Raw genomic sequence first — 25,355 nt, forward strand, 5'->3', positions numbered from 1 at the left:
GGATCAGGAGAGATTTCATGAAGAAGGTTTACGGCTCGGCGGCCGAAGCGCTGGACGGCCTGCTGCACGACGGCATGTTGATTGCCGCTGGCGGCTTTGGCTTGTGCGGCATCCCCGAATTGCTGCTTGAGGCGATCAAGCAGGCAGGCACCAAGGATCTGACGTTCGCGTCGAACAACGCAGGTGTGGACGATTTCGGGATCGGCATTCTGCTTCAGACCAAGCAGGTCAAAAAGATGATCTCGTCCTATGTGGGTGAGAACGCGGAATTCATGCGTCAGTACCTGTCGGGCGAGCTTGAGCTGGAATTCAACCCCCAAGGCACACTGGCCGAACGTATGCGCGCCGGCGGCGCTGGCATTCCGGGCTTCTACACCAAAACCGGTGTGGGCACCGTGATTGCCGAGGGCAAAGAGCACAAAGAGTTCAACGGCCAGACGTATATCCTCGAAGAGGGTCTGTTTGCCGATCTGGCGATTGTGAAAGCGTGGAAAGCCGACGAAACCGGCAACCTCGTGTTCCGCAAAACCGCCCGTAACTTCAACGCCCCCGCCGCGACCTGCGGCAAGGTCTGCGTAGTCGAAGTGGAAGAGATCGTTCCGGCGGGTTCGCTCGACCCTGATCACATTCACCTGCCGGGCATCTATGTGCACCGGATCATCAAAGGTGCGCACGAAAAGCGTATCGAACAGCGCACCGTCCGCAAGCGGGAGAATGCATAATGCCCTGGGATCGTAACCAAATGGCGGCCCGCGCCGCGCAAGAACTGCAAGACGGTTGGTATGTGAACCTTGGCATCGGTATTCCGACGTTGGTGTCGAACTACATCCCCGAGGGGATCACGGTGACGCTTCAGTCGGAAAACGGCATGCTGGGCATGGGCCCGTTCCCCTATGAGGGCGACGAGGACGCAGACCTGATCAACGCAGGCAAGCAGACCATCACCGAACTGCCGCACTCGGCCTATTTCGATAGCGCACAGTCCTTTGCGATGATCCGTGGTGGCAAGATTGCCATGGCGATCCTGGGCGCGATGGAAGTGGCTGAAAACGGCGATCTGGCGAACTGGATGATCCCCGGCAAGCTGGTCAAAGGCATGGGCGGCGCAATGGATCTGGTGGCCGGTGTTGGCCGCGTGGTTGTTGTGATGGACCACACCAACAAGCATGGCGAATCCAAAGTGCTGAAGGAATGCACCCTGCCGCTGACCGGTCAGGCTGTGGTTGACCGCATCATCACCAACCTTGGTGTGATGGACGTGGTCGAAGGCGGCTTGAAGCTGGTGGAACTGGCCGATGGTGTGACCGAGGAAGAATTCCGCGCCGCGACTGAGGCGACGCTGGTTTAATCTTCGGATCGACCAACAAAAGATTTGGGGGGCCACGCGGCCCCCTTTTTCGTTACAGCCCGTCGTATTGGCACAGGACGTGGATGTCGAAACCCATCGCCTCTAGCCGCGCACGGCCGCCAAGTTCGGGCAGATCGACGATAAAGGCGCAGCCGATGATTTCGCCGCCCAGTTGTTCGACCAGTTTGATGCCCGCCTCGGCGGTGCCGCCGGTGGCCAGAAGATCGTCAACGATCAACACCCGTTCGCCCGGCTGAATGGCGTCGTCATGCAATTCGACCTCGGCCTCGCCATATTCGAGCGAATATTTCTGGCTGATGGTCTTGCCCGGCAGTTTGCCTTTCTTGCGGACGGGCACAAAGCCCGCGCTAAGTTGGTGCGCAACCGCGCCGCCAAGGATAAAGCCGCGTGCCTCTAGCCCCACGACCTTGTCAAACCGCACACCCGCATAGGGGTGCAGCAATTGGTCAATCGCCATGCGAAACCCGCGCGGATCCGCAAAAAGCGTGGTCACATCGCGGAACATGATCCCTTCATGGGGAAAGTCGGGGATGGTGCGGATATAGTCTTGTACGGTCTTGGTCATGGCTTGTCCTTAGGTGGCGCGGCGCAACGTGGCTGTCAGCGCCCCCATGGCGATCAAAGCAGCCCCACCAATGCGGGTGATCCACGCAATGGCGATAGGCTTGGCGATCACACGGCGCAAACGGTCGGCGGCCAGCGCATAAGCCAGCGCGTTCAGGGTCGCAAGGGTGACGAAGGTGACGATCAGAGTGGCAAATTGCGGGAACAGCGGCGCATCGTGCTGCACGAACTGCGGCACGAAGGCGATAAAAAAGGCGATGGACTTGGGGTTGAGCGCGGTCACGACAACCGCGTGGCCATAGACCCCGCGTGCGGTCACTTCGCGTTTCGGCACGCTAAGGCCCTTGGTCGGGGCCGAACGGATCAGCTTGACGCCCATGTAGATCAGATAGGCGGCCCCGATCCATTTCAGCGCCATGAATAGGGTCGCCGAGGTCATCACCAGCGCCCCAAGCCCCAGCAGCGACAGGGTCATGGCGACAAAGTCGCCGGTTGCCACCCCCAGTGCCGAGGCCATTGCGACGGAACGGCCCTTGGACAGGGCATAGCTGAGAACCAGCAGGACCGTAGGGCCGGGGATCAGAAGGAGGGCGATGCTGGCGAGGCTAAAGGGAATCCAGAGGTCTAGCGTCATGGGGTGATCTTTCGTGAGGAACGCCGCGGGGCGGTGTAAATGGGGGGATTTTTTTTTGAGTATTTATGAGAAAGATGAAAGGGGGAAGGGCGGCGCGATCAGGGCCGCGTTAGGACAGAATGCGGCCTGCGATGGCATCCAGCTTGGCCAGCAGGGCCGGGTCGCGTTTGTCGGGGGCGGTCAGGATGGCGTATTCCAAGGCGCGATCGCAGCCATGCGGGCAGGGGTCGCGATCAGTGCCAAGCAGAGCGGGGAGACGAGAGACCAAGGCGCGGCCTTTGTCTGCATTGCCCATCAGGGTTTTGATGATCTCGGTCACGTCGACCTCGCCGTGGTCGGGGTGCCAGCTGTCGTAATCGGTGATCATCGCGACCGAGGCGTAGCAAAGCTCGGCCTCGCGGGCCAATTTCGCCTCGGGCATATTGGTCATGCCGATCACGTCGCAGCCCCAGCTTTCGCGGTACATCTTGGATTCGGCGAGGGTGGAAAACTGCGGGCCTTCCATCGCCAGATAGGTGCCGCCATTGTGCATGGTGATCCCGGCATCGCGCCCAGCCTCAAGGCAAGCCGCACCAAGACGGGGGCAGGTGGGGTGTGCGACGCTGACATGGGCGACGCAGCCGGTGCCGAAGAAGGATTTTTCCCGCGCGAAGGTGCGGTCGATGAACTGATCCACCACCACGAAATCACCGGGGGCCATGTCTTCGCGGAAGGAGCCGCAAGCACTGATGGCGATTACATCGGTCACGCCCAGCCGTTTCAGCGCGTCGATATTCGCGCGGTAGGGCACGGTTGAGGGCGAATGCACATGGCCGCGCCCGTGACGGGGCAGGAATGCCATTGGCACGCCATTCAAAACGCCGGTCAGGATTTGGTCCGACGGGGCGCCCCAGGGCGTTTCGACGCTTTGCCACTGGGCATCCTTCAGCCCGTCGATCTCATACAGGCCCGAGCCGCCGATAATGCCGATCATGGTTTTGGTCATGCATGCCTCCTATTTGTTGCGATACTTGTGCCTGCCTGCGTGCGTCTGCGCAACGGCCCTGCACGATTGACGCGGTGAAATTGACTGTGGCACCGCAAGTGGTGGCCTTTTGCGCGGCGGTGCAGTAGAGCAGGGCGATAGCGCGAACACTTTCCCTAAAAGGATCCGATATGAAACGAGCCATCTTGGCGAGCTTCGCCAATCGACTAGCTTTGCCCGATCTAAGCCTTCTGCCCGACGAGAAACTGACGCCAAGCCGTCTGCGGATTGAATTGCTGTCGGGGCTGACCGTGGCTTTGGCCTTGGTGCCTGAAGCCGTGGCATTTGCCTTTGTGGCGGGGGTTCACCCGCTGGTTGGCCTTTATGCTGCGTTCTTGATTGGTTTGATCACCGCCCTGATCGGCGGCCGTCCGGGGATGATCTCGGGGGCGACGGGGGCCTTGGCCGTGGTGATGGTGGCCTTGGTGGCCGAACACGGGGTTGAGTACCTGTTTGCCACCGTTGTCTTGATGGGCATTTTGCAGGTCTTTGCCGGGGTAATGCAGTGGGGCAAGTTCATCCGCCTTGTGCCGCATCCGGTGATGCTGGGCTTTGTGAATGGTCTGGCGATCGTGATCTTTTTGGCGCAGATGTCGCAGTTCAAAGTGCCGGGCACGGCCGATGTGCCGGGGGGCGGCGAGTGGCTGACTGGCGCACCGCTTTACACCATGCTGGGGCTTGTGGTGCTGACCATGGGCATCATCTGGGGCATGCCGCGCGTGACGCGATTTATCCCGGCGCCTTTGGCCGGGATTGGCATTGTGGCCGCGCTGGTGATTGGCTTTGGCATTGATGTGCCGCGCGTGGGCGATATGGCCTCGATCCAGGGGGGGCTGCCGCCGTTCCACATTCCGATGGTGCCGCTGAACCTTGAAACGCTGGAGATCATCCTGCCCTATGCGGTTATTCTGGCGGCGATTGGCCTGATCGAGAGCCTTTTGACCCTGAACCTTGTGGGTGAGATCACCGGCAAGCGTGGCGGGGCCAGCCAAGAATGTGTCGCGCAAGGGATTGCCAATGTGGTGACCGGGTTCTTTGGCGGCATGGGCGGCTGCGCGATGATTGGCCAGTCGATGATCAACGTGAAATCCGGTGGCCGGACGCGGATTGCGGGGATCGCGGCGGCGCTGTTTTTGCTGAGCTTTATCCTGTTCGCCTCGCCCTTGATCGAGATGATCCCGTTGGCTGCATTGGTGGGCGTGATGTTCATGGTGGTGATCGGGACATTCGCCTGGAACTCGCTGACCATCCTGCGCAAAGTGCCCTTGATGGACGCTTTCGTGATCTTGCTGGTGACCGTTGTGACTGTGATGGAAGACCTTGCGGTGGCGGTGGTCGTGGGCGTGATTGTCTCGGCGCTGGCCTATGCTTGGAACAACGCGCGGCGCATTCACGCCAAGACCTATGACACGCCGGAAGGCGCGCGGGTTTATCAGGTGCAAGGGCCGCTGTTCTTTGGATCCTCCGATGGCTTTTCCGAGATGTTCCAGATTGAGAGCGATCCGTCGCTGGTGATCGTCGATTTTGCCGATAGCCGTGTGGTGGATCAATCGGCCTTGCAGGCGATTGAGGCCGTGGCGGCCAAGTACCAGGCCGTTGGCAAGCAATTGCAATTGCGTCATCTGAGCCGCGATTGTCACAAGCTGCTGACCAAGGCGGGCCATCTGATTGTCGATAGCGATGATGATCCCGATTACGAGGTCGCGGTGAGCTACGGCGTGCGCACCGGGATTTTGGGCGGACATTGATAGAATGGGAACGGGGGCCTGCGGCCCCCGTTCCGCCGGGGCTCTGCCCCGGACCCCGGGATATTTCGGGTCAGAAAATAGCAGGGGCGCGGGCTTTAGGGGGCCAGCGCCTCTAGTTTTTTGAGGTCGGCGGTTTCGAGGTGAGGGGCGGCCTCGGCGATCCATTCGGGCGGCCAGTCCCACCATGCCAGCGCGTTAAGCCGGGCAATTGTGGGGTTGTCAAAGCGCATCTTGTGGATTTGGGCCGGGTTGCCGGTGATAATGGCGTAATCGGGGATATGGCCGCGCACCACGGCGCCCGCGCCGACGATCACGCCGTTGCCGATACATGCGCCGGGCGCAATGATCGCGCCATAGCCGAGCCAGACATCGTTGCCGATGACGGTGTCACGGGTGTCGGGTTGATAGCCGGGCATGGTGCCGGGCGACATCACGGCGAAGGGGTAGGTGCTGATGCCATCGGCTTGGTGATTGGCCGAGGAGGTCAGGACCCGCACGCCATGAGCGATTTGGCAGAATCTACCGATTGTGACCTGTTCCTGAGAGAAGGGGAACAGATAGGGGAACAGACGCGCGGCCCAATCCTGGGGCGGGTCGAAATCCGACGCATAGGTGTAATCGCCAATGGACAGCCTTGGGTGCTGAATGGCGCGGTTCAGGTGCACGGTTCCAAGATGGGTCGACCCATCGGGCAGGGTGATGGGATGCAGGCCTGCTGCATCGGGCAAGGGATAGGGCATGACGCCTCCTGTAGGATCTGAGGTTTGGGATCGGTTACAGGTGCTGGTCCATCACGCCCTCCGTCAGCTGCCCCCTTAAGGTGGGGGCAGCGGCGCTTTGGGTCAAGTCAATCGCCGGGGCGCATCAGCTCAAACGGGTCTGTGACCACGGCATAATCGCGATAGCCCAAACGGGTGAGCAATTTGAAGGCGGTGATGTCGAACCGGCCATCGCGGATGCAATCGTCGCGCATATGGATCCCGGTGACTTCGCCGAAGACGACAAAATTGGCCTCGCCCGGCAGTTGAAGGATCTGCGTCAGTTTGCATTCAAGACTGGCCGGGGCGGCGGCGACGCGCGAACAGGCGATTGTGTCACATTCAGCGCGCGCCAGATCGGCCTTGGTGAATTCATCCGTTGCCTTGTCCCATGGGCCTGAGGTCACGTTCATCGCGTCGATCATATCGGCATCGACGATATTGACGCAGAACACGCTCGTGTCGCGGATATTCGCAACGCTGTCCTTGGTATCGCCGCGGTCATCCTTGGCCGAGGTCGAAGAGAACATCACCTGCGGCGGCACATAGGCCACAGCGTTGAAGAAGGAATAGGGGGCAAGATTGTCTGATCCATCGCTGCCACGGGTCGAAATCCAGCCAATTGGACGTGGCGTCACGATGGCGTTGAACGGGTTGTGTGGCAGGCCGTGGCCGTCTTCGGGTTTGTAGAACACTGAAAGCTCCTGTTTGCCCATGGTTTTTCTACGTGATAGGCCGGATAGGAACGAAATGCACGGGGCAGGTTGTTGTTCACACTAAAGAGGGAAACCGAGGCCGATTGGTGGGAAGTCGAAGCGCTGTATGATTTGTGCTTTGCGCCCGGACGGACGGCTCTGTCATCTTATCGTTTGCGCGACGACGTGCCCCCGGTGGCCAATCTGTCGCGCGTTGCCCGCGATGACGAGTCCGGGATCTTGGGCGGGGCGATCCGGTATTGGCCGGTTCGGGTCAATCGCAAGCCAGTTTTGTTGTTGGGGCCGGTTGCCGTTCACCCCACGGCGCAGGGCGAAGGGCTGGCGGCGGCCTTGATCCGTGACAGCCTGCAAGAGGCGGCGGCCGATTGGGGGCGCGTTCTTCTGGTGGGCGATTACCCGTATTACAAAAGGTTCGGCTTTGAAAAGCTGGACGGCGTGAAGATGCCGCCGCCAACGAACCCGGACCGGGTCTTGGGGTTGGAGTTGCAGCCCGGCGCGTGGCAAGGCGTGCGCGGAAAGGTCAAACGCTTTTCTTGACAGGGTCTGCGGCACCTCCCATCTGATGGGAAAGGGGGCGCTATGACAGAGCTTGTGACCATCGACCCGGAAACCGATCAGGATTTGATTTTGCTGGCGCGGCGCTATCGCAAGGCGGGCGGCGTGGGAATGCAGGTGCTGAACCTTGTGGGCGGGCAGGCCGAAAACCTGCTGGAGCGGCTGCCGGATGCGGTCAAGGATCGGCTGGAGAGTGCCACCGAACAGGCGTTGACCACGGCGCTGCGGGCGGCCTCCCGTAGCCGCAGCGTGGTACCCGATCAGCGCAGTTGGCTGAACGTCGCGATGACCACCGCCATGGGGGCCGCTGGCGGGGCGGGGGGGCTGCCTTCGGCCTTGGTGGAACTGCCGGTGACCACGACCGTTCTGCTGCGCATCATTCAGGGTGTCGCGGCGGATTATGGGTTTGATCCGCAAACAGAAGCCATTCAGAAAGAATGCCTTGCGGTGTTTTCCTCGGCCGGGCCTTTGGCGGCGGATGACGGGGCAGATATGGCTTTTTTGGCGGCGCGAGTGACCCTGACCGGGGCGACGATGCATGCCGCGATTGCCCGCGTTGCGCCGCGCCTTGCTGCGGTTCTGGGGCAAAAGTTGGCGGCGCAGACGCTGCCGGTGATTGGGGCGGCGACGGGGGCTGCGACGAATTTCGCCTATACCAGCTATTATCAGGAAATCGCCCATGTACATTTCGGGCTGCTGGATCTGGGACGGCGTCGCGGCCTTCAGCCTGAACAGATGCGCCAGTTGCTGGCGCAGGCGATGACAGCGCTTTGAGTTTGGTAACCGGGCATTAAGGTTAATCGGCCAAAGTGACCGGCGCGGGGGAACCCTGCACCTGCATTGGGGCTGTACCTGACAAGGCGTGAAACACGCAGACCTGCGGGCCAGAATGGCCCGGTGGCCCCAGCTTACACCGCCCGGTCGCGAAGATATTCCATAATGGCCGGGCGGACGGATTGATCGCCTGCATCGCGGGCGCGGTCGATCACGGCTTTTACCTCGTCGATGTTGGTGCGCATCAGCAAATGCTTGACCGGCCCGATTGAGGCCGGGCGCATCGACAAGGTGTCGATCCCGATGGCGGCAAGGCACATCGCTTCGATCGGGCGGCCCGCGTCTTCCCCGCAGAAGGACAGGCGCGTGCCGCTTTCACGGCAGCGGGCGACGATGCCTTCAAGAAAGGTCAGAAAACTGACGTTCAATGTGTCATAGCGGCGGCGCACCCGTTCGTTTTCCCGGTCTGCCGCAAAGAAGAACTGTTTTAGGTCGTTGCCGCCGATGGACAGGAACTGCACCTCTTCGAAGAACCGCTTGGAGGCAAAGGCCAAGGACGGCGTTTCCAGCATCGCGCCGATTTCGATATTCGTCGGCAGTTCATGGCCAAGGCGTTCTTCGCGAGCGACGGCCTTGTCCATTTCAAGCCGCGCTTGGGTGAATTCTTCGTATTGGGCGATGAACGGGAACATCACCGACAGCGATTTGCCAGCGGCGGCCCGCAACAACGCCTGCAACTGCATCCGCAACACGCCGGGTTTATCAAGCCCGACGCGGATCGCGCGCCAGCCAAGGGCGGGGTTCGGCTCTTCTTGCGGTTTCATATAGGGCAGCACTTTGTCCGACCCGATATCAAGCGTGCGGAACACCACGCGCTTGTCCTGCGCGGCGTCCAGAACGCGCTTGTAAAGCGTCACCAGCTCGGTCCGCTTGGGCATTTGGTTGCGGATCAGGAACTGCAATTCGGTGCGGAACAGGCCCACGCCTTCGGCGCCCGACCCTTCGAGCGAGGGCAGGTCAGCCATCAGGCCGGCGTTCATCAACAGCGAAATCGTTTTGCCGCAATCGGTGACGCAAGGCGTGTGCCGGATCGAGGCATAGCGTTCCTGCGCTTGCGCCTGCATCGCGATTTTATCGCGGAAGGCCGCCACGACCGATTCATCGGGGCGCAGATGCACAACGCCCTGATCGCCATCGACCATCACATGGTCGCCGTTCAGCGCATCTACCGTGATCCGCTCGACATTGACCACCAAGGGGATCGCCAGGGCGCGCGCCACAATGGCCGCGTGACTGCCGACCGAGCCTTCCTCAAGGATGACACCGCGCAGTTTGCGGCCATATTCCAGCAATTCGCCGGGGCCGATGTTGCGGGCCACAAGGATCGGGTCATCTGGCATGGCCGCGCCGGTTTCCTTGCCTTGGCCGGTCAGAATGCGCAGCAAGCGGTTCGACAGATCGTCCAAGTCCTGAAGCCGTTCGCGCAGATACGCGTCGGCGACCTGGCTCATGCGGGCACGGGCGGCGGATTGTTCTTTTTCAACGGCGGCTTCGGCGGACAACCCGCGCGATATGTCTTCCTCCATCCGGCGCAGCCAACCTTTGGAGTTGGCGAACATCCGGTACGCCTCCAGCACCTGCATTTGTTCGGTGTCGGATGTATCTGCCAAAAGCTCGTCCACGCTGACGCGCAGTTCTTCGACGGCTTGATGCAGCCGTTCCAACTCGCGGTGCGGATCATCGGCAACGGGGTTGGTAACCACGACGCGGGGTTCGTGTAGCCAGACATGGCCTTCGGCGGTGCCTTCTTGCCCGGTGCTGCCACGCAGTAGGGCAGGGCGGGTGTGGCGGGCGGTCAAGGCGGCGCCTTCGCCGACAAAAGCGCCAAGTTCGGCCATTTCGGCCAGAACCATCGCCACCACTTCCAGTGCGTAGACTTCGTCGGCGGTGAACTGGCGGGCGGTTCGTGACTGGACGATCAGAACGCCCAGCTTTTCGCCAAGCCGCTGGATGGGGACACCAAGGAACGAGGAAAACACCTCTTCGCCGGTTTCCGGCATGTAACGGAAGCCGCGTTCGGATGGGGCGTCGGCGGTGTTGACGATCTTGCCGGTTCGGGCCACGCGGCCCACCAGACCTTCGCCCAGCTTCATCCGCGTTTGGTGCACAGCAGCGGCATTCAGGCCCTGCGTTGCGCACAGTTCCAGCGTTTCGTCGTCGCGGAATAGGTAGATCGAGCACACTTCGGTGCCCATGGAATCGGCGGTCAGATGCGTGATTTTATCCAATCGCGCCTGACCGGCCGCGTTCTCGGCCATCGTGTCACGCAGACGACCGAGCAGCTTGCGGCTTTCCGATTCCAAGGATTCAGTCATAACCATGCCCCGTGTACAGGCCGGGTCTGACAGCGATGTCAGTCAGCCTTTTCAAGTTCAAACGCATCATGCAGCGCCTGAACCGCAAGTTCCATGTATTTCCGGTCAACCAACACCGAAATCTTGATTTCCGACGTCGCAATTACCTTGATATTGACGCCTTCATCAGAAAGCGTCTTAAACATCTTGGCTGCAACCCCTGATTGCGAACGCATACCGATGCCAACGGCGGAAATCTTTGCGACATTGGTGTCAGCCACCAGTTCCTGGAAGTTCAGAACGCCCTTTTCTTTGGCGGTTTCCAGGGCCTTCTTGGCACGGCCTACCTGATCGGTCGGGCACGAGAAGGTCATATCCGTCACGCCATTTTCGGCGATGTTTTGGATGATCATATCGACGTTCACGCCAGCATCCGACAGCGGGCCAAAAATCGCGGCGGCGATGCCCGGTTTGTCTTCGACCGAAACGAGGGTCATTTTGGCCTCATCGCGGGAATAGGCGATGCCAGAGACGACGTTGGATTCCATGATATCCTCCTCGGCACAGACAAGGGTGCCGGCTGTGTCAGTTTGTTCTTCAAAGCTGGACAGGACGCGCAGCTTAACCTTGTAGCGCATGGCCAGTTCAACCGAGCGGGTTTGCAGCACTTTTGCCCCGAGCGAGGCCAGTTCCAGCATTTCCTCAAACGCGATTTTATCGAGCTTGCGGGCTTTTTCGCAGATGCGCGGGTCGGTCGTATAGACGCCGTCCACATCGGTATAAATGTCGCAACGTTCCGCATCGAAGGCGGCCGCAAAGGCAACGGCAGTGGTGTCAGAGCCGCCACGGCCCAACGTGGTGATCCGGCCTTCTTCGCTGATGCCTTGGAAGCCCGCGACCACGGCCACGCGCATGCCTTCGGCGAATTTCGAATTCAGGTTGTCGGTCGGGATTTCTTCGATCCGCGCCGCGCCATGGGCCGACGAGGTTTTCAGCGGCACTTGCCAACCCTGCCAGCTGCGGGCCGGAATTTCCATTTCCTGAAGCGTCAGCGCCATCAGACCGGCGGTCACGTTCTCGCCCGAGCTGACAACCGCGTCATATTCGCGGGCGTCATACATCGGCGAGGTTTCGTTGACCCAGCCAACCAGTTCATTCGTCTTGCCCGACATGGCCGAGACGATGACGATGACGTCGTAGCCCTTGGCTACCTCTACGCCAACGCGTTTGGCTGCGCGGCGGATGCGATCCAGATTGGCGACGGAGGTTCCGCCGAATTTCATCACCAGTACGGGCATGTCGTCTTCCTTGGGCGTCGTATGGGCGCGGGGTTTACGCGGAGTCCGCGGCAAGGGCAAGGCGACATGCGTGTCGCACGGCCTTGCCAGTCAATTAGAGTTTGTGGTCGGGGGCCTTGCCGGATGGGGCTGCATAGGGGCGGGTCACATCGCGCAGTGCGACTTCCAACGCCTCAACGCGGGCGCGGATTGCGCCATCGCCCGCCAATGTCAGCAGAACATGGCCATCGGCGTCCTCGCCCGCTTCGAAGTCAATCGACAGGATCGACAGAACCGTGTCCTTGTCGCTGCGATCAACGCCTTGACTGGCGACGGCTTCGACATTGTCCACAACCAGAACCGACCGCACCCGTTCAACCGGGCGGCCCATGCGCGTCGCCAAGTCCAGATCCTCATGGCGCAGGCGGTTGATCAAAAAGGCCAACTGCCGTTTGGCGGGTGACCAGCTCATGTCGGTGATGCTGAACACCCCGTCCTGAGCCAGCGCCGACAGCACCTTCAGATCGTCCGCATCAAAGGCCCCAAGGTTCAGCGGGCGGTCGCCGCCGTCCTCGAATGTCGCGTCTTGGGTCATTGGCCCGAAACCCGTTCGATCTTGGCCCCAACTGCCGAAAGTTTGTCTTCGACATGTTCGTAGCCGCGATCAAGGTGATAGACGCGGCTGACGACCGTTTCGCCCTCGGCGGCCAGACCGGCCAGAATAAGCGACACGCTGGCCCGCAGATCGGTGGCCATCACGGGCGCACCTTTCAGGCGTTCGACCCCGGTGACAGTGGCATGACCGCCGTGCACGTCGATCTTGGCACCCATGCGGATCAGTTCCGGCGCGTGCATAAAGCGATTCTCAAAGATCTTTTCTTCCAGAACCGCTGTGCCATTCGCGGTGCACATCAGCGCCATGAACTGCGCCTGAAGGTCGGTCGGGAAGCCGGGGAAGGGTTCGGTCACCACGTTGACGGCTTTTACCCGGTCTTCGCGGCGTTTTACGGTCAGGCCGCGCTCGGTCTCGGTGACGTCAATGCCGGCCTCATCCAGCTTTTCGCAGAAGGCCTTTACCAGATCGATGCGCCCGCCCAGCAATTCGACCTCGCCGCCGCAGATCGCGGGGGCCAGCATATAGGTGCCCAGTTCGATCCGGTCGGTGACAACGGGATGGGTTGCACCGCCAAGACGATCAACGCCCTGAATGGTGATGGTCGACGTGCCTTCGCCTTCGATCTGCGCGCCCATCTTGCGCAGGCAATGTGCCAGATCGACGATTTCAGGTTCACGCGCGGCGTTCTTCAGAACGGTCGTGCCTTTGGCCAGTGTCGCCGCCATCAGTGCGTTTTCCGTGGCCCCAACCGAAACGAACGGGAAGTCGACGATCCCGCCTTTCAGGCCGCCGGGCGCTTTGGCGTGGACATAGCCGTCTTTCAGCTCCAACTGGGCGCCCATGGCTTCAAATGCCTTCAAGTGCAGGTCCACCGGGCGCGCGCCAATCGCGCAGCCGCCGGGCAGCGATACGACCGCATGACCGTCACGGGCCAGCATCGGGCCAAGCACCAGAATAGAGGCGCGCATTTTGCGCACGATGTCATAGTCGGCTTTGTGGTTGTCGATGTTGTGGCTCGACATAGCCAGCACATTGCCGTTTTGCAGACCGGCCACTTCGGCCCCCAGCGATTGCAGCAAGGTGGTCATCGTCTTGATGTCCGACAGACGCGGGGCATTGGTCAGCGTCAGCGGCTCTTCGCTCAATAGCGTGGCGGGCATCAGCGTCAGGCAAGCGTTCTTGGCGCCAGCGATCGGAATTTGTCCGTTCAGCGGGCCATTGCCCGTTACGAGAATCGAATCCATGCCTGTCAGTCCTTTTCCGTCGTTTCATCCGTTTGCGGCGTTTTGCCAGCCGAACGGGCCCGCGCCTGCGCCTTACGACGCGACAGATTGGCCTTCAAGGCCGCTTTCAAGCGATCCTCGCGGGATTCAGCGGGCTTTTTCGGTGTATCGGATTTCTGCTCCATGGCCCTTCTGTAACTTAAGCGAAAAAAACCGTCCAGATTGCGCTTGCACACCGTTTCGTTTGAGTCTAAATCCCCGCCCACACCACGACGGTGCCGGCGCTGCTGTAGCTCAGAGGTAGAGCACTCCCTTGGTAAGGGAGAGGTCGAGAGTTCAATTCTCTCCAGCAGCACCATCAAAACCCCCCTTATTTTCATGGTTGCAGCGCTTCTAACTCATTGTTGCGTCTAGCTTATCCAAATTGGCCGATGCATTGATTCGGCATCGCGCTTGACCTTGCCCGCCGCACGCGAAACTGTTGGGTCAGCACAACAGGAGGCGCGCATGCATCGCTATTCTTTGGGATTGACCGATCTGGAGGTGACGGAAATATGCTTCGGGGCCTCGGGTCTTGGGAATATGCCGGACACCTATGGCTATTCGGTTGACGAAGACCGCGCCCGTGCCACCGTGCGCGCGGTGTTCGATGGGCCGGTGAATTTTCTGGACACCTCGAACAATTACGGATTTGGCCGCAGCGAGGAACGCATCGGCGCGGTGATCCGCGAACGGGGCGGGTTGCCCGAGGGATTCGTTCTGTCCACCAAGCTGGACCGGGACATGAAAACCGGGCGCTTTGATGCGGCCCGCGTGCGCCAGTCTGTCGAAGAAAGCCTGACGCGGCTGGGTCTGACCTCGATCCCGCTATTGCATCTGCACGACCCGGAACATGCCCGCGATCTGAGCGAGATCACGCAAGAGGGCGGGGCGCTGGACGAATTGTTCAAGCTGAAAGACGAAGGTGTCGCGCAGGCGGTGGGGCTGGCGATGGGCCGGCTGGATATCATGGAGCCCATCGTGCGCGACTGTCCTTTCGACGCGATCATCAGCCACAACCGGTTTTCGTTGCTCAACCGGTCGGCCAGTGGGCTGTTCGATTATTGCTATGACAATGACATCGCAGTGCTGAACGCCGCGCCTTTCGCGGGCGGGGTGCTGGCCAAAGGATCGGCCGAGATGCCGCGCGTGACCTATCAAGAGGCTGATGACGCGACCCTTGCCCCGGTTCGCGCGGTGGAGGCGATCTGCGCCCAATACGGCATTCCGCCCTTGGTCGCGGCCTTGCAATTCTCGCTGCGCGATCCGCGCATCACCTCAACCATCGTGGGCGTTTCGAAACCTGAACGGGTGGCGCAAACGCTTGAGGCCGCCAAGGCCCGTGTGCCGGAAATGGTGTGGGATGCGCTGATGGCCTTGCCCTTTGCCCCAGAAGACCCCGAGGCGAACCGCGTTTATAAGCCGGATGCCGACGGGGCATAAGTGTGCGCGCTAAAGCAATGTGCTCAGGTTGAAATAGTCATAAGGGTTTGTTCAATAATAAAGAATTGACGCCGCCTGCACTGGTGAGGGCGAAAGCATGCGCACCCGGCCAAAACGAACCAAAAGTTAAGGCCCTCCAAAGGGGGCCTGCTGCTAAGGCCGAACGTGGTGGGGGCGTTACTTTGAACGAGCTGTCTACCGCGCCTTTTGATCTGCAAGCGCTTTCAGCAACGACTTGTGATCAAAGCTGCCCCGGTGGTCCGGCATTGTGGAAGGTGGCAACCCGGCCGGCATGGAGTACATTTCTGCGAACGGTTTGGAAAACCTGTCAATCGAGCAGACTTCCTAGCTGGCAAGCTGCCAGCCGATGAATGCCACGATGATTAGTTCGATTACCAAGCCCCGGCGATCGCAACCTGCGAAGGCAAGCCTGTCCATCAAGTCTCTCGTTGCAAGTGGCTTGGCGCCGACAATTGCCCTGCTGGCGTAGGAGCAAACCAGCTGGACCATCTCTTGCAAATCGGATGGTCGATTGAGGTCGATACCCTCAAAAAACACTGTCCGCAGAAGGAAATCCCGTTGTTCCTATTTGGCAGCTCAAAGGGCGAGGCTTGGAATTCCTGTCAAGATCAACATCAGGGGCCAATGGGTCTCTTTCAAGAGGATCGTCAAACCATCCAGAATCTGTTGGTCCGTCTGGTGCCCGGTCTCAGGGAGTACGTGCTGGCACTCGTCGAAATGAATGCCAACGACAGCGGTCATGTTGGTCTACTTGATGATCATTTCCCAGATTTCGGCTTGGGTGCGGCGGTCCTTCGGTTCGTGGGCACGTCGGTGATCGGACGATAATCAATGCCCCATCTTCGACGAAAAACAAGGCGAAGGCCCGTGAATCCGAGACGTGGTCCGTCACTGCAACGAGCGAGCGGTGCCCGTCGGGCGCAAGCCATTCGGTGTGACCGCTTCTGAGTTGGTCATTGAAATTTCCTAGACTGGTCCAGTCGCCATAGCCCTTGGCCGCAACCGCGCGCGTGACGTTGGTCGCGCTGCGGTCTATGCTGCCCACCGCTTGCGGCTGGCAGGTGGAACAGATCAGGATACGCTCTGTACCCACTCCTTCATGATGCGAACTTGTAGCGCGCCCGGTCGAAGGCGCGACCGTACGGATCGCGAGGCAACCCCGCATGGTCACGGATTATCGCGGGAATTTCGTGATCACAGCCCTCGTCTACAATGAAATCCTGCTCGAAGATCTTAATGCTGTCAAAACCCGGCTTCGCAATGGCGGTAAGTTTCTCGCGCAATGTGCCTGAGATGTACACGGTGGCGATCGAGGTCCTTAAGGCGTCGCCTCCAGCGCTTGCCGAAGCGCGACCGAGTTCAAAGGCGCGCCCCCCGAGAAGAACTGCCACGCGTGAACACCTTGCCAGAAGAACAGCTCGTAGCCCGAAATGATGTCCAGACCCTGGTCGGTTGCGTCCGTCAGGAACTGCGTGTCGATCGGCGTATAGACCGCGTCAAACACCCATTCGGCGCCCTGCATCGCTTCGGCGGGCAGGGGTGTTCCATCATAGCCGACCATACCGACGGGCGTGCCGTTCAGCAGGCCCTGAGCACCCTGCGCTGCGGTCACCACATCAGTATATGTGGTGATGAGGGTTGTGCCGGTGACGGCGCGCAAGTCCGAGGCGAGTGCCTCAGTTTTGGCCGGGTCTCGGTCGATCAGACGAATTTCCTTGGCCTCAAGTCGGATCAACCCAAAGGCAAGCGCGCGACCAACACCGCCCGTACCAATCAGGCAGCACACACCCGGCGCACCGGTCCGAGCCCCCTGATAGGCTGCTATGAAACCGGTATAATCGGTGTTGAACCCCTTCGGCCCATCCGCGTCGAACAGCACCGTATTGACCGCGCCAATGGCCCGGACCAGTGGATCGTCCACCGACACCTTTGCCGCCGCGCGTTCCTTGTAGGGATAGGTTACGTTGATTCCGCGAAACCCAAGAGTCGGGCATTGGTCGAATACCGCGTCAAAGTCCTGCCCTAAATCACGCGGGATCAACCGGTCATATTGTACGGTAATGCCGTTCTGTTCGCCGGCCAACCGATGCAGCAGCGGCGAGCGCGAGCGGGCGATGTTGTCCCCGATCAGGCCCAGATGCAGGTCTATCATGGTCCTAGTTTTCCTTGAACAACTTGGATTTGCCCCAGCGCCAGACTGGCGTCTGCGAGACGAAGACAAGGATCACCGCAATGAATAGCGTCAGGCTGAGCGGGCTGGTTAGGATGCCCCAGAAAAACCGGCCAAGTTCTTCACGTTCGGAAATGATCGCACGGCGCCAGTTGTCGTCCAGAAGACGCGACAGGATCACGCCAAGGATCACCGGGCCGAGCGGATAGCCATAGTGCCGCATGAAGTAACCGAAAACCCCGAAGGCCAGCATCCAGTAAACGTCGGTGATCGCGTTGTTGACCGCGAAAGCGCCGACAATGCTCAGGAGCATGATGAGCGGGATCAGCACGGAGCGCGGCATTTCCACGATCTTCGTGAAGAGCTTGATGCCCGTGAGGCCGAAGAGCAGCATGAAGAAGTTCGCAGTAATCAGCGCACCGACGATGAACCAGAACATGTGCGGCTGCTCGATCATCAGCATCGGGCCGGGGTTCAGTCCGTGGATGAACAGCGCGCCGATCATGATCGCCGTCACCGCGTCGCCCGGAATGCCGAGGGTCATCATCGGAATGAAGGCCCCGCCCACGGCGGCGTTGTTCGCGGTCTCGGGGGCAACCAGCCCTTCCATCGCGCCCTCGCCGAAAGGCCGCTCGGGGTTCTTGGTGACGCGCTTGGCATGGTCATAGGCCATCAGCGCCGCAATGTCGCCACCGGTGCCCGGCAGCGCGCCAATGATGACGCCGATGGAAGAGGTCTGGAGCGAAAGCGGCAGGTGCTTCTTCACCGTGGCCAGCGACGGCACGATGCGGGTGATCTTCTGCCGCACCGCATCCTTGTCGATATGATGCAGTTGCAGGAGCGCCTCGGAGACGCCGAACATGCCGATCATCACTGCGATGAAGGAGATGCCGCCGTTGAGGAGCTGGAAATCGAAGGTGAAACGCTCGGTGAAGGTCAGCGGATCGCGGCCCACCGCGCCGATGGCAATGCCGAGCGCCCCGGCGAAGATGCCCTTGACCAGGCTGCCCTGTGACAGCGAGCCGACCAGCAGGATGCCGAGGATCGCCAGCAGCATGTAGTCGCGCGGCTGGAACTTCAGGGCGAAGTCGGAGACCAAGGGCGCGGCTAGCGCTAGCACGCCGATGCCGATGAAGCCGCCGAAGAAGCTCATCACCGTGGTCACGCCGATCGCCGTGCCTGCCTCGCCGCGCAGTGCCAAGGGATAGCCGTCGAGCGCGGTGGCGATGGCAGAGGGCGCGCCGGGGATGTTGAGTAGGATCGCCGTGCGCGACCCGCCATAGACCCCGCCCATGTAGATGCCGATCATCAGCGAGATCGCCGGGTAGACGTCCCAGCTGAAGGTGAAGGAGATCAGGATCGAGACTGCCATCGTCACCGACAGCCCGGGGATTGCCCCGATGTAGACCCCGGCGAAGGTGCCGACACCGACGAGCAGCAGAAGCTCGGGCTGGGTCAGCACCATGAACATGTCTAGGACGGAACTCATGCGTCACCTCCTGCGAAAAGCGAGCGGAAGACCTGGATCAGTTCCGCCTCGGGCACGATGCCGGAGGGCATGAGCACGGAAAAGACAATGCGGAAGACCAGCCAGATCACGAGAAGGGCAAAAAAAGCGATGCCGATGGTCCAGCCCCACGAGCGCTTGCTGAGTACCTTGATCGCGACGATCAGGAACAGCGCCGAGACCGGCAGGAAGCCGAGCGTCTTGAGCGCCATGCCGTAGGCAACGAGAAGCGCGGCGAAGAGTGTCACGGTCCAGGGTAGGATGTCCTTCAGGATCGTCTCTGTCCGATCGAGCGGCAGACGGGCCGTCTTGAAGAGCACGAGCCCGGCGCTGAGCGCCATGACGGTGGTCGTCGCCAGCGGAATCGAGCGCGGCGATGACAGGCCGTTGGGGCCGAAGGAATTTTCGATCCCCCAAGCATCCCGGACGAGGACGAGGCTTGCGAGCGTCAGGAAGGCGGCAAAGAGCAGCTCGCCCGGACGTCGCTTGTCCGGCTCGCCGCCGGGGGTGGCATCCGAAGTGCCGTCGTGATGGTCCGGGTCGATGCGCATGGGCCCCTCCTCCCAGGTGTGTATCTTTTTTACAAGAAGGGTGCCGCACTCCTTCGAATGCGGCACCCCAGTCGTGCTTCGGGTCAAGCCCGACAGGGAGTGTGGCTTATTGTGCCGGACGGGCGATGCCGAAGTCTTCCGGGGAAGATTTGGTCATGCCGGCGTCCTGAAGCAGCCATGCGGTGCCCTGCTGCCACTTCGTCAGGAAGGCTTCCGCCTCCGCGCCCGAGATGTTCATCAAGGTGAAGCCGCGTCCGTCCATCAGGGCGGTAAAGTCGGCGTTCGTCGCGGCTTGCGCGTAGGCGTCCGTCAGCTTGGCGACCACGTCATCGGGCGCGCCCTTTTTGACGAAGACCCCGAAGAACGGACCCCAGGGCAGGTAGGTATTGTAGCCAGGGTTGACTGCGGCCACGGCTTCGACGCCGGGGAGCTTGTCGCTCTCGGCCACATCAACGACGCCGAGCGCCTTCATGTTGCCGGCCTTCACGCCTTCGATGGCTGCGCCGAGAACGGCGGGCATAACGTCGATCGCGCCACCCTGCAGACCGGTCAGCGCCGGGCCGTCACCGTCGTAGGGAACGAAGATCACGTCGAGATCACCCTCGACCGCCTCGACCATCGCGGTCACGACCGACGGCAGACCGCCGGGGCCGGTGGACCCGAAGCGGACCTCGCCCGGATGCTCTTTCACATAGGCGATCATCTCGGAATAGGTGTTGAAGGGCGCGTCGTTGTTGGCGACGAGCAGCGGCGTGCCGCGGGCGAGGATGTTCACCGGAACGAATTCGGAGTAATCCTTGTCGCCAAGACCCATGATCTTGTAGAGCATCGGGTTTTCCGCGCCCATCAGCACGGTGTAGCCGTCGGCGTCGGCGTCCGCGACGTAGTTCAGCGCGATCGCGCCGACCGCGCCGGTCATGTTCTGCATGACGACCGTGCCGCCGAGGACTTCCTCGGCATGGGGCGTCACAGAGCGCATCACGGTATCGGTCGAACCGCCGGCGCCCCACTGGATGATGCCCTGGATTTCCTTTTCGGGGTATTCGGCAAAAGCCATGCCGGTCGTCAGTGCAAGCGCCGCAGCGGCGCCCATCAGAATGCGCTTCATGGTATCCTCCCTCAAGCGTGTCCCTGTCCCCGTAGTCGGGTACCTCCCGACAGGAGACGATGACCGGCAAACTGCCCGATTTCACGCTTTAACGTCAAATACCCAGATTTGCGTATGGTTAACTTGAGGTTATTTTTTGGCAGGGGCCGTGATGCCGCCCTGCAACGAGGGTCCATCCTCGATCGCCTTGAACAGTTCGCGCCGGAACTGTGCGATGGTATATTCGGCAAAGCCCGACAGCACGCGGCCCTTTTTGCGCACAACGTAGATGCCGACTTGCGTTTCTTCTTTCAGCGGGCGGCGGATAACCCCGGGCATGTAAACCTCGGCCACCGAAAATTCGTCGATCACTGCAACCCCCAGACCGTGCCGGACAAAGCTGACCAGCGTCTGTGCAAACCGCCCGCGCATTGCGTGTTGCACGCTCAGCCCTTCTTGTTCGAAAGGTTGCGCCAGAAGGCGACCATAGGGATCTGCGGGTTCCAGCCCGATCACCGGATGATTCATCAGGTCATGCACGGACACCTCGGCCTCAGCCGCGAGGACATGACCCTCTGGCATGATTGCTACCAGACGTCCCTCGGCGATCTTGTCATTCTCGACCGCAGCATTGGCCACGGGTGAACTCATGATCACGAATTCGCCGCGTTCCAACAGCAGGTAGTCCAAGGTCTCTTCGATCTTGAGGATGTTGAGGTCTATGAACAGGTCGGCATAGCGGGACCGCACCTGCTTCATCACCCGCGCGGCGATGAACTGCGCCACTGACGGCGCTGAGGCGCAGGACAGCCGCACCTCTTCGCCTTTTTGCAACGCACCCACCGCCTGTTGCAGGTTCTCGATGCCCTTGTAGACCTCGCGTAGCTGGTCAAAGACCTTGGACGCCTCGATCGAGGGGATGAAAAGGCCAGATTTGCGTTCAAACAGGCGGATGCCAAGGCTTTCTTCGGTGTGCTTGACCAGACGACTGATACCGGGGGCCGAAACATTTAACATCTGCGCAGCACCGTTGATCGTGCCGGTCATCATGACGGCGCGGATAACTTCGATCTGCCGCAAAGTCATTTCGGCCATAGGCGCCTCCCTCGAATTACCATGACGTTATACATAGAGAAAAACAAGTATTTGACGTTATCCCTCAGCCTCGCGAATTTACGCGCAGATTAGGGGGATTGGTATGGACTTGGATTGTGATCTGCTGGTGATCGGCTCGGGCGCGGCCGGGTTGGCGGCGGCGGTGACGGCGGCGCATCACGGCCTACGTGTCATCGTGGCAGAGAAATCCGCGACCCTCGGCGGCACGACCGCGTGGTCCGGCGGCTGGATCTGGGCGCCATGCAATCCCGTCGCGCATCGCCATGGCATCGTCGAAGACCCGTCAGAGCCGCGCCGCTACCTTGAGACCGTGTTGGGGGACACCTTCAACGCCGAGCTTGTCGATGCCTTTCTGAACGCCGCACCGCAGATGGTGGGTTTCTTCGAAGACAAGACTGCACTGAGCTTCGACTGTGGTGCAAAAATCCCGGACACCTACAGCCAATTGCCGGGCGCGGGGATGGGCGGCCGGTCCGTCATCGCGCAACCATATGATGCTCGCGATCTTGGTGATGCAATACAGCTGTTGCGCAAGCCGATGCGCGAAACGACCTTCTGGGGCATGACGATTCAAGCCGGACCCGATCTTCGCGCCTTCATGACGGCGACCCGGTCTGTCGGGTCGGCGCTGCACGTGGCAAAACGCCTTGGGCGGCACGTGTTTGAACTGGCGCGTTTCGGGCGCGGGATGCAGTTGCGCAATGGCAATGCTTTGGCGGCCCGGCTGCTGCGTTCGGCGCTGGATCAGGGCGTGGTGCTGCTGCCGGGGCATGCGGCGGCGGATCTGACCTTCGACAAAAGCGCGGTTGTTGGCGCAACGCTGTCGGGGCCGGGCGGTGCCGTTCAGGTCAACGCCAAACGGGGCGTCGTGCTGGCGGCTGGCGGCTTTCCACATGACATGATGCGGCGGGACCAGTTCCCCCGCCCCGAGAACCACCTGTCCCTTGCGCTGCCCCATGCCACCGGCGACGGGCTGCGATTGGGGGAAAGTGCTGGCGGACATCAGGCGATGACTCTGGCCAGCCCTGGCGCTTGGTGCCCAGTCTCGCGCGTGCCCTTTGCCGATGGTTCGACCGGGATATTCCCGCACATCATTGACCGCGGCAAACCGGGCGTGATCGGCGTACTGGCGAGCGGGCAGCGCTTCACCAACGAGGGGCTGGGCTATCATGACTTCGTGCGCGACATGCTGGTGGCGGTGCCCGATGGAATGCCCGTCGAAAGCTGGTTGATCTGCGATCACCGCTTTATCCGCCGCTACGGGCTGGGTATCGTTCGCCCTGCGCCGGTGCCGCTTGGGCCTTGGGTCAAGAACGGCTATATGACCCGCGCAGACACGCCCGAGGCGCTGGCCAAGGCCTGCGGCATCGATCCGACTGGGCTGGTTCGGACACTTGAAGCCTACAACGCGGGTGCACGGTTGGGCGAAGACCCGGCTTTCGGGCGCGGGACGACACCCTACATGCGCCTGCAAGGTGACCCGGACATGGCGCCCAACCCCTGCAATGCCCCCATCGAAACCGGCCCGTTCTATGCCGTGAAGGTGGTGCCGGGCAGCTTCGGCACTTTTGCCGGATTGCAGACAGACGGCAGCGCCCGCGTGCTGGCCGCCGAAGGCGAACCAATTCCCGGCCTTTATGCTGCAGGCACTGACATGGCGTCTGTCATGGGCGGGCACTATCCGGCGGGTGGCATCAATTTGGGCCCCGCATTGACCTTTGGATTTATCGCCGCCAGACATGCCGCGGCAGGAGTTTGATTTTGCGCTTGCTCTCTCTCGCTCATCTGACCGCCATTGACCTCGCTCCTCCAGCGTTGATCGAAGCCGCCGCTACAGGCGGATTTGACGCGGTTGGCCTGCGGCTTTTGCAGGTGACCGCGACGACGCCGGGGTATCCGCTTTGGCAGAATGCCAGGATGCTGCGCGAAACACATGCAGCCATGCGGGCAACGGGTGTGCAGGTGCATGACATCGAATTCGTGCGCCTCACGCCGGACACGCAGGTCGAGTCGCTTTTGCCATTTCTCGACATCGGGGCCGAACTGTGTGCCAGGGAAGTGATCACCGCTCCTTACGACCCCGACCATGCGCGCATGGCCGACAAACTGGGGCGCCTGTCCGAAGCTGCAGGGGCGCGCGGGCTTGGCGTTGTGCTTGAGTTCTTTCCGTGGACCGACATTCGTACCGTCGATGATGCGCTGGCGCTGGTGTCGCAAGCCGGGCCGAATATCGGCGTGTTGCCCGACAGCCTTCATTTCGACCGCTCCGGGTCATCACATATCACGTTGGCCGAACTGCCGCCCGAGCGCCTGCGCTTTGCCCACCTGTGCGATGCACCAGTTCGCCCCCACTACAATGAAGCCGAACTACTGTTCGCTGCCCGCGAGGAGCGTCTTTTGCCGGGCACCGGTCAAATAGATCTGACCGCCTACCTCCGAGCGCTACCGGCGGATTTGCCATTGGGTATCGAAGTGCCCCGGACAAAAACCATGCACGCCGTTGGAGGCCCGGAATTGATCAAAGAGACTGGTGATGCCGTTCGGGATTTCCTCAAGTCCATAGACTCATGAGGGCATCGCACTGCATTAGCTCGACGAGCAGTTCAACCGGGTAATCGCCAAGGTGCGGGCCAAGGTTGAGCACCCGTTCCAGATTCTCAAGCGCCAGTTTGGTCGCATGAAGCCCCGCGGCATGAGGGGGCGCTGAGGAAAATCGGCGAAACAGCGGCTCAGGCAGCCAAAACCCATTGGAAACCGTACTTCTACCGAACCAAAGTGCCCTCAAGCGGCAACGTCGGCGAAGCCGAAGACGTATATGAGACGTTCCTGTTCTTGGCTTGTTTGCTGTTTGAAATACTGTGCTGCCCTCCGAAACTCGGACACTGACTAAGCTGCGATTTTGTTGTCCGCGGATCTTCGACGAGAAGGAGATCATCGATGTCGAGACAGAAACAACACGCGCCCGAGTTCAAGGCGAAGGTCCCGCTTGAACCCCTGGTGGGGTAGCAGACGGTGGCCGAGCTGGCGAGCCAGTTCAGTGTTCACACGGACACGCTTACCCACCGTGTCGTCCGGCGCAGGGGAAACACCGGAAAGTTATTGATTCTCTGAGGTTCGGTGGCGATCCCTGAAGGACTCGAACCCTCAACCTGCTGATTAGAAGTCAGCTGCTCTATCCAGTTGAGCTAAGGGACCGCACGCGCCCGTCATAGCCTCAGGTTTTGACGGGTTCAAAGGCAAAATGCGGGGATCAGATTTTCCGCAGACGGATCACTACCTCAACCGAGGCGATTTCGGTGCCTTCGGGCGCTTCGGGCAGGTTGGAGATTGTCAGCTGGTCCGCCGGGGCGTCGGACAGTCGGCCATCGTCTTCCCAGAAGAAATGCGGATGGTCGTGGGTGTTGGTGTCGAAATAGCTTTTCGACCCGTCCACGGTGATTTCCTGCATCAAACCGACCTCACAGAAGGCCCGCAGCGTGTTGTAGACCGTGGCCAGCGACACCCGTTCGCCCGCATCGGCAGCGGCGGCAAACAGGCTTTCGGCGGTGACGTGACGGTTCTGACCATCGCCAACCAGAAGGGCAGCCAAGGCCACGCGCTGACGCGTCGGACGCACACCGGCCCGGTTTAGCCATTTGGTTCCACGGTTCTGAGCTTCTGGCGACATAGGTTCGTTCGCATTCGTTTGCATACTGTATATAGGACTGACTTGAGGGAAATTTCAATTGGCTTTGCGGCAGAGCGCCCCACTGCGGCAAAACCGCAGGCTTGCATGGGGCGCTTTGGCGGTGGTAGTGGGATCGAAACCC

Annotated in this window: 26 protein-coding genes, 2 tRNA genes and 1 pseudogene; 11 read left to right on the forward strand and 18 right to left on the reverse strand. The window is 60.8% G+C overall.

What is annotated here, in order from left to right:
• The first annotated feature begins 17 nt into the window (after positions 1-17).
• Both PRI8871_RS13870 and PRI8871_RS13875 read left to right on the forward strand, forming a co-directional pair.
• The gene (locus PRI8871_RS13870) at positions 18-722 is read left to right on the forward strand and encodes a CoA transferase subunit A (RefSeq protein WP_108886839.1); all 705 of its coding nucleotides are present in this window, start codon (positions 18-20) and stop codon (positions 720-722) included.
• Positions 722-1,348 carry a CoA transferase subunit B gene (locus PRI8871_RS13875; RefSeq protein ID WP_108886840.1) on the forward strand — a complete coding sequence of 209 codons (627 nt, stop codon included), beginning with the start codon at positions 722-724 and terminating at the stop codon, positions 1,346-1,348. Before PRI8871_RS13870 ends, PRI8871_RS13875 begins: the two co-directional genes overlap by 1 nt.
• A gap of 52 nt (positions 1,349-1,400) precedes the next feature.
• Here the strand turns inward: PRI8871_RS13875 and PRI8871_RS13880 are convergent, their stop codons facing one another.
• The 3 genes from PRI8871_RS13880 to PRI8871_RS13890 form a co-directional block, all read right to left on the reverse strand.
• Complete coding sequence (locus PRI8871_RS13880; RefSeq protein WP_108886841.1) at positions 1,401-1,934, reverse strand: adenine phosphoribosyltransferase; 534 nt, start codon at positions 1,932-1,934, stop codon at positions 1,401-1,403.
• 9 nt (positions 1,935-1,943) lie between these two features.
• Positions 1,944-2,567, reverse strand: a complete 624-nt coding sequence (locus tag PRI8871_RS13885) for a LysE family translocator (protein WP_108886842.1) — start codon at positions 2,565-2,567, stop codon at positions 1,944-1,946.
• 109 nt (positions 2,568-2,676) lie between these two features.
• Positions 2,677-3,552, reverse strand: coding sequence for an S-methyl-5'-thioadenosine phosphorylase (locus tag PRI8871_RS13890; RefSeq protein WP_108886843.1), 876 nt, complete (start codon positions 3,550-3,552; stop codon positions 2,677-2,679).
• A 170-nt stretch (positions 3,553-3,722) separates the two neighbouring features.
• Between PRI8871_RS13890 and PRI8871_RS13895 the strand changes: the two genes are divergently transcribed.
• A complete protein-coding gene (locus PRI8871_RS13895) occupies positions 3,723-5,339 on the forward strand; it encodes a SulP family inorganic anion transporter (protein ID WP_108886844.1) in 1,617 nt (538 codons plus the stop codon).
• Between the two features lie 95 nt (positions 5,340-5,434).
• On the opposite strand, the gene PRI8871_RS13900 is transcribed toward PRI8871_RS13895, so the two are convergent.
• Both PRI8871_RS13900 and PRI8871_RS13905 read right to left on the reverse strand, forming a co-directional pair.
• Positions 5,435-6,079, reverse strand: a complete 645-nt coding sequence (locus tag PRI8871_RS13900) for a CatB-related O-acetyltransferase (protein ID WP_108886845.1) — start codon at positions 6,077-6,079, stop codon at positions 5,435-5,437.
• Positions 6,080-6,186: 107 nt separating this feature from the next.
• Positions 6,187-6,792 carry a flavin reductase family protein gene (locus tag PRI8871_RS13905; protein WP_181389472.1) on the reverse strand — a complete coding sequence of 202 codons (606 nt, stop codon included), beginning with the start codon at positions 6,790-6,792 and terminating at the stop codon, positions 6,187-6,189.
• Between the two features lie 72 nt (positions 6,793-6,864).
• On the opposite strand from PRI8871_RS13905, the gene PRI8871_RS13910 reads away from it, so the two are divergent.
• Together PRI8871_RS13910 and PRI8871_RS13915 are read left to right on the forward strand one after the other, a co-directional pair.
• Positions 6,865-7,350 (forward strand): GNAT family N-acetyltransferase, encoded by a 486-nt coding sequence (locus PRI8871_RS13910; protein WP_108886953.1) that lies wholly within the window; start codon positions 6,865-6,867, stop codon positions 7,348-7,350.
• Positions 7,351-7,392: 42 nt separating this feature from the next.
• Positions 7,393-8,142 carry an EcsC family protein gene (locus tag PRI8871_RS13915; RefSeq protein WP_108886847.1) on the forward strand — a complete coding sequence of 250 codons (750 nt, stop codon included), beginning with the start codon at positions 7,393-7,395 and terminating at the stop codon, positions 8,140-8,142.
• Positions 8,143-8,276: 134 nt separating this feature from the next.
• Here the strand turns inward: PRI8871_RS13915 and ptsP are convergent, their stop codons facing one another.
• From ptsP to PRI8871_RS19635, 5 genes are all read right to left on the reverse strand, one after another.
• On the reverse strand, positions 8,277-10,517 hold the full coding sequence (ptsP, locus tag PRI8871_RS13920) for a phosphoenolpyruvate--protein phosphotransferase (protein WP_108886848.1): 2,241 nt from the start codon (positions 10,515-10,517) through the stop codon (positions 8,277-8,279).
• 38 nt (positions 10,518-10,555) lie between these two features.
• Positions 10,556-11,794, reverse strand: coding sequence for an aspartate kinase (locus PRI8871_RS13925; RefSeq protein ID WP_108886849.1), 1,239 nt, complete (start codon positions 11,792-11,794; stop codon positions 10,556-10,558).
• A 94-nt stretch (positions 11,795-11,888) separates the two neighbouring features.
• Positions 11,889-12,368 (reverse strand): DUF2948 family protein, encoded by a 480-nt coding sequence (locus PRI8871_RS13930; protein ID WP_108886850.1) that lies wholly within the window; start codon positions 12,366-12,368, stop codon positions 11,889-11,891.
• A complete protein-coding gene (murA, locus tag PRI8871_RS13935) occupies positions 12,365-13,633 on the reverse strand; it encodes a UDP-N-acetylglucosamine 1-carboxyvinyltransferase (protein ID WP_108886851.1) in 1,269 nt (422 codons plus the stop codon). The genes PRI8871_RS13930 and murA overlap by 4 nt, the downstream gene beginning before the upstream one ends.
• A gap of 5 nt (positions 13,634-13,638) precedes the next feature.
• Complete coding sequence (locus PRI8871_RS19635; RefSeq protein ID WP_181389473.1) at positions 13,639-13,797, reverse strand: hypothetical protein; 159 nt, start codon at positions 13,795-13,797, stop codon at positions 13,639-13,641.
• A gap of 98 nt (positions 13,798-13,895) precedes the next feature.
• On the opposite strand from PRI8871_RS19635, the gene PRI8871_RS13940 reads away from it, so the two are divergent.
• The 3 genes from PRI8871_RS13940 to PRI8871_RS13955 all read left to right on the forward strand — a co-directional run bounded on the left by PRI8871_RS13940 (position 13,896) and on the right by PRI8871_RS13955 (position 15,943).
• Positions 13,896-13,970 (forward strand) — tRNA-Thr (locus tag PRI8871_RS13940).
• 149 nt (positions 13,971-14,119) lie between these two features.
• Entirely contained in the window at positions 14,120-15,094 is a 975-nt protein-coding gene (locus PRI8871_RS13945) for an aldo/keto reductase (RefSeq protein WP_108886852.1), read from the forward strand.
• 513 nt (positions 15,095-15,607) lie between these two features.
• A complete protein-coding gene (locus PRI8871_RS13955) occupies positions 15,608-15,943 on the forward strand; it encodes a hypothetical protein (RefSeq protein ID WP_146188690.1) in 336 nt (111 codons plus the stop codon).
• 269 nt (positions 15,944-16,212) lie between these two features.
• On the opposite strand, the gene PRI8871_RS19820 is transcribed toward PRI8871_RS13955, so the two are convergent.
• From PRI8871_RS19820 to PRI8871_RS13985, 6 genes are all read right to left on the reverse strand, one after another.
• Positions 16,213-16,398 carry a hypothetical protein gene (locus tag PRI8871_RS19820; protein ID WP_219929027.1) on the reverse strand — a complete coding sequence of 62 codons (186 nt, stop codon included), beginning with the start codon at positions 16,396-16,398 and terminating at the stop codon, positions 16,213-16,215.
• Between the two features lie 35 nt (positions 16,399-16,433).
• Positions 16,434-17,267, reverse strand: a complete 834-nt coding sequence (locus PRI8871_RS13965; RefSeq protein WP_108886856.1) for a shikimate dehydrogenase family protein — start codon at positions 17,265-17,267, stop codon at positions 16,434-16,436.
• A 4-nt stretch (positions 17,268-17,271) separates the two neighbouring features.
• Positions 17,272-18,774 carry a tripartite tricarboxylate transporter permease gene (locus PRI8871_RS13970; RefSeq protein ID WP_108886857.1) on the reverse strand — a complete coding sequence of 501 codons (1,503 nt, stop codon included), beginning with the start codon at positions 18,772-18,774 and terminating at the stop codon, positions 17,272-17,274.
• The gene (locus PRI8871_RS13975; protein WP_108886858.1) at positions 18,771-19,343 is read right to left on the reverse strand and encodes a tripartite tricarboxylate transporter TctB family protein; all 573 of its coding nucleotides are present in this window, start codon (positions 19,341-19,343) and stop codon (positions 18,771-18,773) included. The genes PRI8871_RS13970 and PRI8871_RS13975 overlap by 4 nt, the downstream gene beginning before the upstream one ends.
• Positions 19,344-19,449: 106 nt before the next feature.
• Positions 19,450-20,451, reverse strand: a complete 1,002-nt coding sequence (locus tag PRI8871_RS13980) for a tripartite tricarboxylate transporter substrate binding protein (RefSeq protein ID WP_108886859.1) — start codon at positions 20,449-20,451, stop codon at positions 19,450-19,452.
• A 129-nt stretch (positions 20,452-20,580) separates the two neighbouring features.
• The gene (locus tag PRI8871_RS13985; RefSeq protein WP_108886860.1) at positions 20,581-21,525 is read right to left on the reverse strand and encodes a LysR family transcriptional regulator; all 945 of its coding nucleotides are present in this window, start codon (positions 21,523-21,525) and stop codon (positions 20,581-20,583) included.
• A 103-nt stretch (positions 21,526-21,628) separates the two neighbouring features.
• Here PRI8871_RS13985 and PRI8871_RS13990 point away from each other — a divergent pair, with 103 nt between their 5' ends.
• From PRI8871_RS13990 to PRI8871_RS20010, 3 genes and pseudogenes are all read left to right on the forward strand, one after another.
• Positions 21,629-23,305 carry an FAD-dependent oxidoreductase gene (locus PRI8871_RS13990; protein ID WP_108886861.1) on the forward strand — a complete coding sequence of 559 codons (1,677 nt, stop codon included), beginning with the start codon at positions 21,629-21,631 and terminating at the stop codon, positions 23,303-23,305.
• A 56-nt stretch (positions 23,306-23,361) separates the two neighbouring features.
• Positions 23,362-24,117, forward strand: coding sequence for a sugar phosphate isomerase/epimerase family protein (locus PRI8871_RS13995; protein WP_245897873.1), 756 nt, complete (start codon positions 23,362-23,364; stop codon positions 24,115-24,117).
• Between the two features lie 19 nt (positions 24,118-24,136).
• Positions 24,137-24,235, forward strand: a pseudogene (locus tag PRI8871_RS20010) (IS5 family transposase); the annotation flags it as partial.
• Positions 24,236-24,664: 429 nt separating this feature from the next.
• Here the strand turns inward: PRI8871_RS20010 and PRI8871_RS14000 are convergent.
• A tRNA-Arg gene (locus tag PRI8871_RS14000) sits at positions 24,665-24,741 on the reverse strand.
• Between the two features lie 55 nt (positions 24,742-24,796).
• On the reverse strand, positions 24,797-25,213 hold the full coding sequence (gene irrA, locus PRI8871_RS14005) for an iron response transcriptional regulator IrrA (protein ID WP_108886862.1): 417 nt from the start codon (positions 25,211-25,213) through the stop codon (positions 24,797-24,799).
• Positions 25,214-25,355 lie beyond the last annotated feature (142 nt).

This window comes from Pseudoprimorskyibacter insulae (genome assembly GCF_900302505.1).
Taxonomy (GTDB): Bacteria; Pseudomonadota; Alphaproteobacteria; order Rhodobacterales; family Rhodobacteraceae; genus Pseudoprimorskyibacter; species Pseudoprimorskyibacter insulae.